The following is a 13,955-nucleotide window of genomic DNA, read 5'->3' on the forward strand; positions in this document are numbered from 1 at the left end:
CGCCCAGCCAGGCTAGCCGCCGGTCACTGACATGTCGGTAAGTAGTTTCCGCACGCTCCGCGTCACGGTGAACCGCCGGTCCTGGGCCACGTGCTCGGTGGGACCGACGGCGCGCTCCAGCGCGCGGCGGTAGTGCAGCCCCGTGTTGAAGACGGTCCACAGCTCGCCGCCGTCGCGCAGCACGCGGCCCGCGGTGGCGAACATCCGGTGCGCCGCGTCGGTGCTCAGCGCGGCACGGTCGTGGAAGGGCGGGTTGAGCAGCACGAGGTCGGCCGAGCCGTCGGGGACCGGGAGCAGGGCCCCGGCGTCGTCCCGCACGATCCCGGCCGCGCGGACGCCGTTCGCGGCGAGCGTCGCCCCGGTCGAGTCGCAGGCGGCCCGGCTCCGGTCCGACGCGAGCACGTGCGCGGTGGGGTACCGGAGGGCGAGGACGGTGGCGAGGATGCCGGTGCCGCACCCGAGGTCGATCGCGACCGGGTGGGCGTCCATGCCGGGGACCGGGGTGTCGACGGGGGCCTCGGACGAGTTGGACGTCGAGGTCACCGGGGCGACCTGGAGGTCTGACAGGTGGGGCCAGCGGTGCGCCTGGGCCAGGAGGAAGCGCGTGCCGTGGTCCAGGGTGGCGCCGGCGAACGCGGCGCCGTGCGCGACGACGGTGAGGCCGGCGGGCTGGTGCGAGCCTGCGCCGTCCCGGGCGCTGTCGTCCGAGGGGCTGCTGGGCGGGACGATCGCGTCCAGGATCTCCCGGTCGGTCAGCCGCGCCGTGACGGGGTAGGTGAGCGGCCCGACGTCGGACCGCGGCCCCCGCGCGACCAGCAGCCGCGACTTCTGCCGGGCGAGCGAGGCGCTGACCTGCGCGAACGACGCGCCGAGCACGTCGTTCATCGCGTGCGTCATGTGCTTGACCCGGCCACCGGCGAGCAGGGTGACGGCGGGGTCGGCGAACCGCGCCACGTGCTCGGCGATCTCGGTCAGCTCCGCGAGCGACGCCGGGAGCTGGAGCAGCACCACGCGGGCGCCGTCGAACAGCCGGGGTTCCAGCCGGTCGTGCACAGTCAGCCCTTGGCCGTCCGGATGGCGCGGGACCGGGCGATCGTCCTCGGACCGCGTCTGCCCGACCTGCGTGCGCGCCTCGCGCAGGGCCTTGAACGCGTGCGAGAAGTTGGCGGAGAGCGCCGCCTCGGCCGTGACCGCGTCCATCTGGGTGCGCACCTGGTGGGCCCCGCTCGCCAGCGCGCCCAGGGTCAGCGCGCCGAACCGGTCTCCGACCACCACGACGTCGTCGGGGAACTCGCGGATGAGCGCGGCGGCCTCGTCGAGCAGGAGCCGGTCGGTCGCGTCGGCCGCGACCGGGCCGTCGGCCCGCGACCCGTCCCCGGGATACGGCTGCAGCCGCGCGAGGACGGCCTCCACCTCGGGGCTCACCGGGCGGAGCGGGCCTTCTTCTCGGCCGCCTTGCGGGCCTCCTCGACGCGCTCCTCCTCGGCCCGCACCTGGGCGGCGGTCTGGCGCTCCTGGGCCAGCCACTCCGGCGGGTTGTCGCGCAGCTCGTCGATCTGCTCGGTGGTCAGCGGGTCGGTGATACCGCCGCGGGCCAGGCCCGCGATCGAGATGCCGAGACGGCCGGCCACGACGGGCCGCGGGTGCGGGCCGTTGCGGCGCAGCTCGGCCAGCCACTCGGGCGGGTTGGTCTCCAGCTCCTCGAGCTCCGCGCGCGAGATCGGGGTGTCCTGGAACTCCTGCGGTGTGGCAGGCAGGTAGACGCCGAGTCGCTTGGCGGCGTTGGACGGCTTGAACCGCTGCGAGGCGAAGGAGGAGCTCATGTTCCCAGGGTATCGGCGTGCGCCCGCCGCGCTCTCCATGGCAGGCGTGATCCTCGCCGCTCCTGTCCGGCCCCGTAGCCTGGGGGCGTGAACCAGCCCGCGCCCGACGTCGGATCCGCCCCTCCCGAGGACGTCTCCGACCAGGCCTTCGACGAGACCCCTGACGCCGGACCCGCCGGCGAGCCCCGCTTCCGTCTCGCCTACGTGCCGGGCGCGACGCCGGGCAAGTGGGCGAGCGTGTGGCACGAGCGGCTGCCCGACGTGCGCCTGGAGCTGGTCCAGGTCGAGGCCGGTGCGGTCGCGGCCGCGCTGGAGACGGGTGACGTGGACGCCGCGATCGGCCGCCTCCCGGTGGACAAGGAGGTGTTCTCCGCGATCCCGCTCTACGAGGAGACCTCGGTGGTCTGCTTCTCCCGGGACCACCTGCTCGCCGCCCTCGCCGACGACGAGACCGTGTCCGCCGGCGACATCGCGCAGGACGCCGTCTGGGTGCCCGGCGACGACGTCCTGTTCACCGGCGGCCGCACCGTGCCGGGCACGGTGCCGGCGGACCCGGACGGCAACCCGCTGGAGCGGGTCCCGACCACCGCCGACGTCGTCGCGACCGTCGCCGCGAACGTCGGGGTGGCCGTGCTGCCCATGTCGCTGGCGCGGCTGCACCGCCGCAAGGACGTGACGTACCGCCCGCTCGCCGACGGGCCGACGGCGCCCGTGGGCCTGGTCTGGCCGATCGAGCGCACCACGGACCTCGTCGAGGAGCTCATCGGGATCGTCCGGGGGCGCACGGTCAACAGCTCGCGCGGCCGGGGCGCGCCGTCTGCCCGCGGCGCCCGAACCGGCGAATCCGGGGGTGAACCGGCTGCTCGGACCGCCCGCGCGGGGGTGAAGAAATCGTCGAAGGACGTGCCCGGGGCCAAGAAGCGGTCTGGTGCGGGGCGCGGCGCGGCTGCTGCCGGGGGCCGTGGGGGTGCGCAGCGCGGCAAAGGCGGCCGGTCGGCGTCCCAAGGAAAGAAAAAGGGCAAAGGCCGGTAGAGCAGAAGAAAAGTCCTTGTAAGGCATTTTACTGAGATAGGCCGATATTGGCGATCTGCGCCATTGTCGCTACGCTCCGGGAATCGTGCCCGACGTCGGACACGTGTCCAGTTCCCGTCCCGAAGGAGCGCGCAGTGCGCAAGATGACTGTCCTGGGAGCATCCGCGCTCCTCGTCGCGGGCCTCCTGGTCCCCTCGGCTGCCGCGTATGCCGCGCCCGTCGCCGGCGCACCCGTCGCCACCACCGGCGACGCCACCTGCCCGAAGGACGGCAAGGTGGACGTCGAGGGCGACCACACCACCCTGGTGGTCACCGCGCCCGAGGGTTACCTCATCACCGGCTACTGCGTGAAGGCCGGCTCGGCCAACCAGGGCCTGGGCCCGGAGGACGTGGTCGTCGACCCGCCCGCGACCGAGGTGACCATCTCGCACTCGTCCGGCAAGGCGATCAGCCACTACACGCTGATCACGGTCAAGGCCGAGCCGACGCCGGAGCCGACGGTCCCGGGCGAGGAGCCGACCGTGCCGGGCGAGGAGCCGACCGACGACACCGGCACCGAGCCGTCGGAGCCCGCCGTCGAGGAGCCCGAGGCAGGGGAGCCCGAGGAGAGCAACGCGCCGGCCGAGGAGTCCGCCCCCGCCGCGGGCGTCGACGCCACGGCTTCTCCCTCCGCCGAGGAGCCCGACGTGCTCGCCGCGACGGGCGCCAGCACCGTCATCGGCTTCACGCTGATCGCGCTCGCCCTCGTCGGCGGTGGCGTGACCCTGATCGTGCTCCGTCGCAAGGGCGTGCTCGGTAGCTGAGCAGTCTGTCCAGGAACAGGGCGGGGCGGGACCGGTACTCCGGTCCCGCCCCGCCCCGCCCTGTTCCTGTGGTGGCGACCCGACCCGTGCTAGTCGGCCGCCGTCACCTGGATGATCAGCGCCTGCATCGGCCACAGCGTGGGGAGCTGCAGCCCGACCTCGGTCAGCACCGAGCCGGGCACGTCCACGGCCTCCTTGCCGAGCCAGCCGGGCGTGATGCCGCCCATCCACCTCGCGGACCCCACCTCGTCGCGTACCCGCACGCTGTAGCGCCGGGCCGGGTCGAGCCCGTCGAACCGCACCCGCTCCGTCAGCGCGTCCTGGAGCGAGGCCACGGTGGCCACCGTCCACACGCCCGCTGACCGGTCGGGGGAGACGAAGCCCGTGACCCGCAGCGCGGGGTCCACGGTGTCACCGTGCACGACCGTGCCGGTGTGCACGAGCGGGCGGAGCTCCTTGTAGAGCGCCGCGTACGCCGTGACCGCGACCAGCTCGTCGTCCGTGCAGGTCAGCAGGTCCCACTCGAACCCGGCGTGGCCCTGGAGCGCGGTGGCCACGCGGTACGAGAGGTCGGTGGTGCGCCCCGACGAGTGCGCCGGCGACGGGCCGACGTGCGCGCCGATCAGCTCGGGCGGGAGCACGAGCGACGTCCACCGCTGGATGTCCTGGCGCTCCACCGGGTCGTTGGAGTCGGAGGCCCACACGCGGTCGGTGAACTCCAGGATCCCCAGGTCGGTGCGCGCGCCGCCCGAGGAGCACGACTCGATCTCCAGCCCGGGGTGGTCCGCCTTGAGCCGCGCGATCAGCGCGTACGCGGCGAGGGTCTGCACGTGGGTGCCCGGCCGCCCGACGCCGTCCGCCCCGACGTGGACGGGCTCCGTGAGGTCGCGGTTGTGGTCCCACTTGATGAAGTCGATGCCCAGCTCCGTCACCAGCGCCGAGATCTGGCCGCGCACGTGCTCCCAGGCCTCGGGGACGGCGAGGTCCAGCACGTACTGCGTGCGGAACGACAGCCCGTCCGGCGACGGGACGGCCGCCGTGTTCGAGAGGATCCACTCCGGGTGGGCACGGGCCAGGTCGGAGTCGAGGTTGACCATCTCGGGCTCGAACCACAGCCCGAACTCCATGCCCAGCTCGTGGACCAGGCCCGCGAGCGGGCCCAGCCCGTCGGGCCACACGTCGTGGTCGACCACCCAGTCGCCCAGCCCGGTGGTGTCGTCGCGCCGGGAGTGGAACCAGCCGTCGTCGAGCACGAAGCGCTCCACGCCCACCGCCGCGGCCCGCCGCGCGAGCCGCTCCAGCTTGGCCGGGGAGTGGTCGAAGTACACGGCCTCCCACGTGTTCAGCACCAGCGGCCGCGGGCTCGTCACGTGCTGCGGCCGCGCCCGCATCCAGGTGTGGAACCGGTCCGCGACGCCGTCCAGGCCCCGCGGCGACCAGGCGAAGTACGCGACCGGCGTGCGGTACACCGTGCCGGGCGCCAGCCGGACCTCGCCCGGCCGCACGAGCTCGCCCGCCCCGAGCAGCGTGGCGTGCTCGGTGAGGTGGTCCACGCGGTGCGTCACGTCGGCGCTCCACCCCAGATGGGTGGCCCACGCCTCGCCGGTGCGGTGGCGCGGGGTGCCCGACGACGCCACCGTCACCCAGGGCGCGTCGTGACCGGACCGGCCCCGGCGGGTCTGCCGGGCCGTGCTGCCGCCCGGCATCGGCGTGGTGACCGGCGACTTCTCCCGGGACCAGCGGCCGGTGAACTGGGTCAGGTGGTCCGCGGCCCGCGGCACGGGCAGCGTGGCCTCCAGCCAGTGCACGTCCACGGGGTCGCGGCCGCCGTTTGCCAGCTCGTGCCACAACAGGACGAGCCCGCCCGCGCCGATCTCCAGGTGCGAGCGCAGCGTCAGCCCCAGGTCCGGGTCGTGTGCCGTGACCAGCAGGTCGGCGGTGTCCCGCTCCACCTCGGTGACGGTCCAGCGCGGGAACAGCGAGATGCCGCCCGCCGCCACGAGCAGGCCGGGGCGGCCCGCCCAGCCGTCCGACTCCTGCGGCAGCAGGGAGGGCCGCCACGCGGCGTCGAGCGTGCCGGGCGCGGTCTGCCGGCTGGTCGCCGAGTCGAGGGCCTGCAGGTCGGCGGGCGACAGGTCGCCCAGGTCGGGGCCCCAGTGGAGCACGAGCGGCAGCCCGCGCTCGGGGTGGGCCACGACCACGGCGACACCGTCGCGGCGCAGCACCGACCAGCTGGATACCTCGTCGTACCTGTGCATCGCTGTCCTCTCGCCCCCTGGACCACACCGTACGCGCGGTCACTGACATGGGATCGGGTTTCGCCCTGCTCGGGCGGGTGATGTGCCGCGGGTCAGTGCACCTGGCGCGGCGCGAGGTCGTTCTCGGTGCGCAGCACCGGCCGGGAGACCAGCGCCGCCGGGTCGAGGTCGCGGCTCGTCGTCACGTGGAACACCGCCGTCGCGCCCGCCGGGAGGTCGACCACCTGCTCGTCCACCTCGGCGTCCGGGTCGAGCCGGTCGGCCAGCACGGACACGCCGAGCGCCAGCGACGACGCCGTCACCTCGACCCGGTAGCCGCCGTCCTGGGCGGTCACCGCGGTCTCCAGTGGCGCGGCGTCGAGGGCCAGGTCCTTGCTCTCGACCCAGCGGTGCAGCCCGCGCTCCGCGCCGAGGGACACGACCAGCACCTCGTGCGCGGCGTCGGTCACGGCGACCAGTTCGCCCGTCAGCGGCACCAGGGTCACCGAGCGTGGCGGCACCACCACCTCGCTGTCCGACGTCGCCAGCACCTCGCCGCCCAGCGTGGTCCGGGCCGCCGCCACCGGGCCGGCCCACGGCTCGTCGGTGTCGTTGACCAGCGCCGCGACCAGCTCGTCGCCGCGCGGCTGCACGGTGACCATGCGGTCGGCGAACGCGTGCCGCAGCGCGTACCAGAGCGGCTTGCGCCGGCCGTCGCCGTCCACGGCCGCCCAGGACGTAACGGGCCAGCAGTCGTTGAGCTGCCACACGATCGCGCCCGCGGTGCGCGGCCACCACGACCGGTAGTGCTCCACGGCGTACCGCACCGCGCGCGCCTGGTTGAGCTGCGTGGCCCAGTGCCAGTCGACGAAGTCGTCGGGGACGTCCAGGTGCGGGGCCAGGCCGCGGTCCAGCTTGCCGTTGCCGTCGATCGCCTTCTGGTGCAGCAGGAAGACCTCGGACTCCTTGAAGCCCTCCGGGACGGCGGTACCGTCCGGCCCGTCAGCGCTGTCAGGAAGGATGGCGCGTCGAAGGGTCGCCCAGGTGGCCGGGCCCTGGAAGCCGAACTCCGACGCGAACCGCGGCACGTCGTCGCGGTAGTGGGTGTAGTCCACGCGGTTCCACACGTCCCACTGGTGGTGCGTGCCGTGGTCCGGGTCGTTGGGGTGCACCTGCTCGGGCGTGGAGCCGGGGGAGTAGGGCGAGCCGTCCGAGTAGGGGCGGGTCGGGTCGACCTCGGCCAGCACCTTCGGGAAGAGCTCGTAGTAGTAGCCGGCGCCCCAGGTCAGGTCGCCCAGCCGCTCCTTCCAGCCCCAGTCCTCGTGACCCCAGATGTTCTCGTTGCCGCCGTTCCAGAGCACCAGCGACGGGTGCGGCGCCAGCCGGGCGGCGTTCTCCCGCAGCTCGGCCTCGAACTCGGACCGGTGGGGCTCCTCCTCGGGGTAGGCGGCGCAGGCCAGCAGGATGTCCTGCCAGACCATGACGCCCTTCTCGTCGCAGACGTCGTAGAAGTCGTCCGACTCGTAGATGCCGCCGCCCCACACCCGCAGCAGGTTGATGTTCGCGCCCAGTGCCTGGTCCACCCGCCGTTCGAGGCGCTCGCGCGTGATGCGCGTCAGCAGGTGGTCGTCGGGGATCCAGTTGGCCCCGCGTGCGAAGATCGGCTTCCCGTTGATCAGGAACGTGAAGCCCGTGCCGTGCTCGTCGCGCTCGCGGTCCACCTCGACGGTGCGGAACGCGACCCGGCCGGACCAGATGTCCAGCGGGTTCGAGCGGTCCTCGCCGTCGCCCTCGTAGACGACCACCTCGATCGGGTGGAGCGGCTGGTCGCCGTACCCGGCGGGCCACCACAGCTCGACGTCGCCGGCCTCGACCCGCACGTCCAGGACGCCGCCGGCCCACCCGGCGGGGACACCCGTGGTGGTCCCGCGGTCCCCGACGGAGACGTCGACCGTCAGCCTCGGGGTGTCGGCCAGGCCGGAGGTCTCGATCTCGACCCGCACGTCGACCAGCCCCGTGCCGTCGTCGGCCACGGTGGCCAGCGGGGTCACCCGGGCCAGCCGGGCCACCCGCCAGCGCTCCACCCGCACGGGCTTCCACAGGCCGGCCGTCTGCAGGTCCGGACCCCAGTCCCAGCCGAACGAGCAGGCCATCTTGCGCACCATGTTGAACGGATGGGTGTTGGCCGAGGGCCGCGCGCCGAGGCGCACCGCCTCGGCCTCGGCGGTCTCGAGCGCGGAGTCGAGGTCGACCACCAGGTTGGCCGGCGTGCCGACGAGCTCGCGCACGTCGTACCGGTAGGAGCGGTGCATGTTCGCGGTACGGCCGAGCTGGGTGCGGCCCTGGCCGACGGCGACCTGCTCCACGTCCGTGTCGACGGCCACGCCCGCGACCGTGTCGACGCCCTCGAGGAGCAGGTCGACGCGCTCGTCGTCCGCGGCGGGCGGCTCGTCCAGCACGGTCGCGTACCGCCAGGTGGCGCGCTGCATCCAGGCCAGCGCCGTCTCGTTGGTGCCGAGGTACGGGTCGGGGATGAGCCCCTGCTCCAGCAGGGCGGTGTGGCTCGTGCCCGGGACGGTCGCCGGTACGGGGACCCCGGCGAGGTCCTCCGGGACGGGGCCGCCCGTCGCGGTCAGGGTCCAGTCGGTCAGGTCGCGGCTGATCTTCATCGATCCTCGTCCTCCCAGAGCGGTGCGCTCAGTGCGTGTGCGAGCGACCCGAGCATAGGGTGCGCGTCGCCGCGGTTCGAACCGATATCACTGGTCGGTTCACCGACGCGCGGACGGTGTTCAGTCCGGCCGGACCACGAGGCCGAGCCGCTCGGCCAGCAGGATCGCCTGGGCCTCGCCGACCACCGCGCCGGTGAGGTTCGCCGCCAGGGGGTTTAGCGTCGACAGGTCGCTGCCCCGCAGGTCGGCATTGGTGAGGTCGGCCTCATGGAGGTCCGCGCCCGACAGGTCGCAGCCGACCAGGACGACGCCGTTCGCCTTGATCCCGGACAGGTCGGCCTCGCGCAGGCGGACGCCGTCGAGCTGGGCGCCGGCCAGCGCCGCGCGGTGCAGGTTGGTGAAGGACCAGTTGCCGCCCTCGACCTTGAGCAGGTCGAACCGGCAGTCGTTGAACTGCGAGCCCACGAGCTTGCAGCGCTCCAGCGTGGTGTCGAAGAAGACGCAGGCGTCGAAGACGCACGAGGTGAACGCGAGCTCGGTCAGGTGGGCGCTGTTGAAGCGCACGCCCTGGAACACGCACGAGTCGAACGTGGCGCCCGTCCCGGTGGCCTCGGTCAGGTCCACGTCGGCGAACAGCGTGGCCATGTGGTCCTCGCCCGACAGGTCGCGGGCGTACCAGTCCTCGCCCCTGACGGTGAGCTCTGTGGCGGGCATCCGGATCATGCGGTCGACCCTACGGGTACCCACTGACAGCGCCCCCGCCGCTGCGGGCGGCGGGGGCGCTGGGTCGGTGCGGTCGAGCCGTCAGACGGTCACGCGGCGTCCGGGAACGGGACGCCCGTGGTCGCGTGGCAGCGGTAGCCGTTCGGGTTCTTCGCGTCGGACAGGTACTGCTGGTGGTAGTCCTCGGCGTAGAAGAACGGACCGGCCTCGGCGGCGGGGGCGATCTCCGTGGTGATCGCGTCGTACCCCTTGGCGCTCAGCACCTCGGCGTAGCGCTTCGCGGTCTCCTGCGCGGCCTCGGCCTGCTCCGGCGTGGTCCAGTAGATGCCCGAGCGGTACTGGGTGCCCACGTCGTTGCCCTGGCGGAAGCCCTGCGTCGGGTCGTGCCGCTCCCAGAAGATCTTGAGCAGCTCGGCCTCGCTGACCTTGGCCGGGTCGTACGCCACGAGCGCGGTCTCCGTGTGGCCGGTCCGCGCGGTGCAGACCTCCTCGTACGTCGGGTTGGGCGTGGTGCCGCCCATGTAGCCGACTGCGGTGCTCACGACACCGGGGACCTGCCAGTAGATCTCCTCGGCGCCCCAGAAACAGCCCATCGCCAGGTAGAGCACGCGCGTGCCCGGCTCCCACGGACCCGTGATCGACGAGCCGAGCACGGTGTGCGGGCGCGGGGCCTGGAGCACCGGTGCCGAGCGGCCGGGCAGGGCGTCCTCGGGGGCCACCATGGTGGTCTTGCTCGAACCGGAGCCGGGGCCGAAGAGCGAGTTCAGAAAGGTCATCGAACACACATCCTTTGGGTCTGATTCGTGCGGTGGCACGTTTGTCCATCACAACACGGCCGGGAGCGGCGGTGTTCCGGCCGAAACCCTTCTGCCGTCGGCAGATCGGGTGGCACCGCGCGCCCGCGCAGGCCATCGTCGGCACATGAGCAGCGAGGTCTCCACGGTAGCGGTCCTGTCGGACGTCCACGGGGTGCTCCCCGTCCTGGAGGCCGTGCTCGCGGAACCTGACGTGGCGGCCGCCGACCGCGTGGTCGTCACCGGCGACCACGCCGCCGGGCCGCAGCCCGTCGAGGTCCTGGACCGCCTCCGAGCCCTGGGCGAGCGGGGCGTGCTGGTCCGCGGGAACGCGGACCGCGAGCTCGTGGCGCTCGCGCGCGGCGGCGCCACCGACATCCCGGACCCGGTCGCGCCGTGGGCCGCCTCCCGGCTGCGGCCCGACGACGTCGCGCTGCTCGCCGGCCTGCCGCACCCCGTCGAGCTGACGGTGCGCGGCTTCGGCCGCGTCGTGTTCTGCCACGGCACCCCGCGCGACGACGAGGAGGTGGTGCTCGTCGACTCCTCGCTGGAGCGCTGGGCCGACGTGCTCGGGGGCCTCGACGCCGACGTGACCACGGTGGTCATGGGGCACACCCACATGCCGTTCGTCCGGCTCGTCGACCGGCGCCTGTGCGTCAACCCCGGCAGCGTCGGTATGCCGTACGGCCGCGCCGGCGGCTCGTGGGCCCTCCTGCGCGACGGCCAGGTCGAGCTGCGGCACACCCCGGTCGACGTCGAGGCGGCCGTCGCGGCGGTCGCCGCCGGGAGCGCCTACCCGGCGGCGGAGGAGTGGGCGCGGCAGTACGTGACGTCGGCCAACAGCGACGTCGACGCGCTGCGGGCATTCGGCCCGCGGGACGGGCGGGCGGCTCAGCGCTGACCCGCGAAGCGCTCCACGGCCCCGGTGACGCGGGCGAGGATCTCGTGCGACACGCGCCAGTCGCCCACCTCCAGCGAGTGGTCCGCGCCGTCGACCTCCAGCACATCCGTACCCGGGGCGGTCGCGACGCCGCCGTCCCACAGCGGGTCCGCCGTGCCGCCCACCAGCAGCGCCGGCGCCGTCCCGGCGGCGAGCGCCGCCCGGACCGGTTCGGACGCGTGGCCCGTGAGCACCGGCGTCAGCCAGACCCCTGGGAGGCCGAGGTCCGCCGCGACCGGCAGGGCGAACGAGCCGAGCGACTTGGCGACCACGAGATGCCGGCCGCCGTCGGCCACCGGAGCGGTGCGGAGCGCTTCCCCGTAGGCCCGGCGGGCATCCGCCCAGTCCGGGGAGAGCTCGTCCCAGGCGAACGTGCGGACGGTCCAGCCGGCCGCGCGCAACGCCTTGGCGGAGTACCAGAGCAGCGGGCCCTGCGTGGTGTACCCGCTGCCGGGGAGGACCGTCGCGACCCGCGCGGGATCGCCCGCGGCCGTGCTGATCTGCCAGGTGGTCATGCCGCCACCGTAGACTCCGCGGCCCGCCGGCGTCAGCGCCGTCGGCGGTGGCCGTGTCGCCGCCGGTGCGGGTGTCGGTGGCGATGTCAGTGGTCCGGCGTAGCGTCCTGCCCATGGCCGACACCGACACCGAGGTCCTGTTCACCGACGTCGCCGCGTGGCGCGCCTGGCTCGACGAGAACGAGGAGACGTCGGACGGCGTCTGGCTGATCCTCGCGCGCAAGGGCAAGGACGCCCCCACCACCCTGACCTACGACGCCGCGCTCGACGAGGCGCTGTGCAGCGGCTGGATCGACGCGCAGGGCCGCAGCCGGGACGACACGACGTCGTTGCAGCGGTTCTGCCCGCGCCGGTCGCGCAGCCGCTGGTCCGCGCGGAACGTGCGCATCGTGGCCCGGCTGACCACCGAGGGGCGCATGCGCCCCCGCGGCCAGCAGGAGGTCGACAGAGCCAAGGCCGACGGCCGCTGGGACGTCGCCTACGAGGGCAGCAAGAACATCGAGGTGCCGCCCGACCTCGCCGAGGCGCTCGCGGCCAGCCCGCGGGCGGCGGCGATGTTCGCGATCCTCACCGCCCAGAACCGGTTCGCGATCCTCCTGCGCATCACCGGGGTCAAGAAGCCGGAGACCCGGGAGCGGAACATCGCCAAGTTCGTGGGCATGCTGGAGCGGGGCGAGACGGTCTACCCGCAGAAGCGGAAGCTGGAGGACTGACCGCGGCCGCGATCTGCCCGGGAGCTGCCCTGAAAGCGACCTTGAGATCCGCTGAGCGGAATCACTAGGGTCTCTGGCAGCGGCGGTACCTGGCGACGCCGGTTCCTGGCCGCGCGGAGACCGAGGAGGGCCGTGGACAGCGAGGTCGTACTCCGGCTCGAGTCGGGGGATGTGCTGGTCACCTTCGTTCCCACCGTTCCCGGGGCGCCGCCCGGCAGTGCCCGTCCCGCTCCTCCCGCCGTCCGGAGCGCGACGGCGGCCGACGCGCTCGACGTCGTGGCCGCGCGGCTGGCCGCCGACGGCGCCAGCGTGCACCCGGGCCTGGAGGCGCTGCTCGGCCTGCCGGAGGCGGCGCTCCTGCTGCGCACGCTGGAGACGTACCTGGAGCTCGCGGGCAGCGCGCGGGCGACGGCGGAGGCGCTGCACCTGCACCGCACCTCGCTGTACTACCGGCTCCAGCGGGTCGAGCTGCTCGCCGGCGCCGACCTCAAGGACGGCGGCGAGCGGCTCGCCCTGCACCTGGCGCTCAGGGTCGCCCGGGCGGCGGGACGGCTCCCGGACCAGGCGGCCGCGCCGGGCGTGTGACGGGTCCGGCGGTCAGCGCACCGGCACGTCAGCGCACCGCCAGCTCCGCGACGGTGGTGCTGAGCTCGCGGCCCGTGACTCCCTCGGGCCAGCCCCGCAGCAGGCCGCCGTCCTTGCCGACCAGGGCCACGAGCGGCGCCTCGGCGACCGCGTACCTGAGCCACGCGTCGCCGGTCGGGTCCACCGCCACGGGATAGGTGATGTCGTTCTCCTCGACGTAGGCGGCGACGTCGTCGGGGTCCGAGAGGTTCGCGACGCCGAGGAACAGCACCTGGTCCTCGTACTCCTCGACCACGTCGTTGATCGGCCCCTGCTGCCCCGCGCACCGGGTGCACCAGGTCTCGAAGAACACCAGCACGACGGGGCGTTCGGCCCACTGCTCGGCCAGGTCCAGGGTGGTGCCGTCGGTCAGCTCCAGGGTGAGCGGGGGCGCCGGAGGCGCGTCGTCGGGCACGGACCGGAACTCGACGCCCGCGGGGACCGGTCCCGGCAGCTGCCCCCGCGGCGTCCCGGCGCAGCCGGCGAGGACGCCGGTCACCAGGCCGACCGCGAGCAGCGCCGTGAGGGCGCGCCTCACCGCAGCACCGCCTCTGGCGCGTCGTCGAGGGCGGGGTTGGGCACCACGGGCACGGGGCCGTGGCCGTCGATCGTCAGCTCGGCACCCGCCAGGTCGACCGAGGCCGGGACCTCGATCGACATGACGCACACGGTGGGCTGCCGGGCGGCGCCGAGGTCGATCGAGAAGGCCTTCTCGGCCCGGCCCTCGGGCAGCGCACCGGCGGCGAGCACATCGCCGTCGGCCACCAGCTCGTACGGCGCCTCCGGGTGCGCGTACCGGAAGGCACGGGCACCCGAGCAGGGGTCGGCGGGCTCACGGATGTTCGCGTCGGGCACCACGAGTCGCACGGCCTGCGTCTCCCCGGCGCCCGCGGCACCGCCGGAGCACCCGGCCACCACCCCGAGCAGGCAGACGCCGAGCCCGGCGGCGACCAGACGTCCCCGCCGCGCCCGGGCCCCCCACCCGGTGGCTCCTGCGAGTTCGGTCTGTTGCACCGAGATCGGTCCAGCGATGGACCGATCTCGGTGCAACGGACCGAAGTGGCCACGCCCGCCCCGCCAGT

Annotated in this window: 14 protein-coding genes; 5 read left to right on the forward strand and 9 right to left on the reverse strand. The window is 74.0% G+C overall.

Translation table 11 applies throughout. The features are described 5' to 3' along the window. Positions 1 to 12: 12 nt before the first annotated feature. Together ACZ7LE_RS27645 and ACZ7LE_RS27650 are read right to left on the reverse strand one after the other, a co-directional pair. Entirely contained in the window at positions 13 to 1,425 is a 1,413-nt protein-coding gene (locus ACZ7LE_RS27645; protein WP_470406415.1) for a class I SAM-dependent methyltransferase, read from the reverse strand. Next, entirely contained in the window at positions 1,422 to 1,823 is a 402-nt protein-coding gene (locus ACZ7LE_RS27650; RefSeq protein ID WP_285105820.1) for a DUF5997 family protein, read from the reverse strand. Before ACZ7LE_RS27650 ends, ACZ7LE_RS27645 begins: the two co-directional genes overlap by 4 nt. Before the next feature lie 87 nt (positions 1,824 to 1,910). On the opposite strand from ACZ7LE_RS27650, the gene ACZ7LE_RS27655 reads away from it, so the two are divergent. Continuing rightward, positions 1,911 to 2,855, forward strand: coding sequence for a LysR family substrate-binding domain-containing protein (locus ACZ7LE_RS27655; protein ID WP_470406416.1), 945 nt, complete (start codon positions 1,911 to 1,913; stop codon positions 2,853 to 2,855). Between the two features lie 134 nt (positions 2,856 to 2,989). Next, positions 2,990 to 3,658: a hypothetical protein gene (locus tag ACZ7LE_RS27660; protein ID WP_470406417.1), complete on the forward strand. Its 669-nt coding sequence runs from the start codon at positions 2,990 to 2,992 to the stop codon at positions 3,656 to 3,658. Positions 3,659 to 3,747: 89 nt separating this feature from the next. Here ACZ7LE_RS27660 and ACZ7LE_RS27665 read toward each other — a convergent pair whose 3' ends face one another. The 4 genes from ACZ7LE_RS27665 to msrA form a co-directional block, all read right to left on the reverse strand. Further along, positions 3,748 to 5,916, reverse strand: a complete 2,169-nt coding sequence (locus tag ACZ7LE_RS27665; RefSeq protein ID WP_470406418.1) for an alpha-galactosidase — start codon at positions 5,914 to 5,916, stop codon at positions 3,748 to 3,750. 92 nt (positions 5,917 to 6,008) lie between these two features. Next, positions 6,009 to 8,564, reverse strand: coding sequence for a glycoside hydrolase family 2 protein (locus tag ACZ7LE_RS27670; protein WP_470406419.1), 2,556 nt, complete (start codon positions 8,562 to 8,564; stop codon positions 6,009 to 6,011). 120 nt (positions 8,565 to 8,684) lie between these two features. Next, positions 8,685 to 9,287 carry a pentapeptide repeat-containing protein gene (locus ACZ7LE_RS27675; RefSeq protein WP_470406420.1) on the reverse strand — a complete coding sequence of 201 codons (603 nt, stop codon included), beginning with the start codon at positions 9,285 to 9,287 and terminating at the stop codon, positions 8,685 to 8,687. 89 nt (positions 9,288 to 9,376) lie between these two features. Next, positions 9,377 to 10,063 carry a peptide-methionine (S)-S-oxide reductase MsrA gene (msrA, locus tag ACZ7LE_RS27680; RefSeq protein ID WP_470406421.1) on the reverse strand — a complete coding sequence of 229 codons (687 nt, stop codon included), beginning with the start codon at positions 10,061 to 10,063 and terminating at the stop codon, positions 9,377 to 9,379. 145 nt (positions 10,064 to 10,208) lie between these two features. Between msrA and ACZ7LE_RS27685 the strand changes: the two genes are divergently transcribed. Beyond that, positions 10,209 to 10,982 carry a metallophosphoesterase family protein gene (locus ACZ7LE_RS27685; RefSeq protein ID WP_470406422.1) on the forward strand — a complete coding sequence of 258 codons (774 nt, stop codon included), beginning with the start codon at positions 10,209 to 10,211 and terminating at the stop codon, positions 10,980 to 10,982. Here ACZ7LE_RS27685 and ACZ7LE_RS27690 read toward each other — a convergent pair. After that, positions 10,973 to 11,536 carry a hypothetical protein gene (locus tag ACZ7LE_RS27690; protein ID WP_470406423.1) on the reverse strand — a complete coding sequence of 188 codons (564 nt, stop codon included), beginning with the start codon at positions 11,534 to 11,536 and terminating at the stop codon, positions 10,973 to 10,975. The genes ACZ7LE_RS27685 and ACZ7LE_RS27690 overlap by 10 nt on opposite strands. Positions 11,537 to 11,649: 113 nt before the next feature. On the opposite strand from ACZ7LE_RS27690, the gene ACZ7LE_RS27695 reads away from it, so the two are divergent. Both ACZ7LE_RS27695 and ACZ7LE_RS27700 read left to right on the forward strand, forming a co-directional pair. Further along, positions 11,650 to 12,249, forward strand: coding sequence for a YdeI/OmpD-associated family protein (locus ACZ7LE_RS27695; RefSeq protein ID WP_470406424.1), 600 nt, complete (start codon positions 11,650 to 11,652; stop codon positions 12,247 to 12,249). A 132-nt stretch (positions 12,250 to 12,381) separates the two neighbouring features. After that, entirely contained in the window at positions 12,382 to 12,834 is a 453-nt protein-coding gene (locus tag ACZ7LE_RS27700) for a helix-turn-helix domain-containing protein (RefSeq protein WP_470406425.1), read from the forward strand. A gap of 28 nt (positions 12,835 to 12,862) precedes the next feature. Here the strand turns inward: ACZ7LE_RS27700 and ACZ7LE_RS27705 are convergent, their stop codons facing one another. Both ACZ7LE_RS27705 and ACZ7LE_RS27710 read right to left on the reverse strand, forming a co-directional pair. Then, the gene (locus ACZ7LE_RS27705) at positions 12,863 to 13,411 is read right to left on the reverse strand and encodes a TlpA family protein disulfide reductase (RefSeq protein WP_470406426.1); all 549 of its coding nucleotides are present in this window, start codon (positions 13,409 to 13,411) and stop codon (positions 12,863 to 12,865) included. Continuing rightward, positions 13,408 to 13,887, reverse strand: coding sequence for a hypothetical protein (locus ACZ7LE_RS27710; protein ID WP_470406427.1), 480 nt, complete (start codon positions 13,885 to 13,887; stop codon positions 13,408 to 13,410). The genes ACZ7LE_RS27705 and ACZ7LE_RS27710 overlap by 4 nt, the downstream gene beginning before the upstream one ends. Positions 13,888 to 13,955 lie beyond the last annotated feature (68 nt).

This window comes from Promicromonospora sp. NPDC110617 (genome assembly GCF_055598465.1).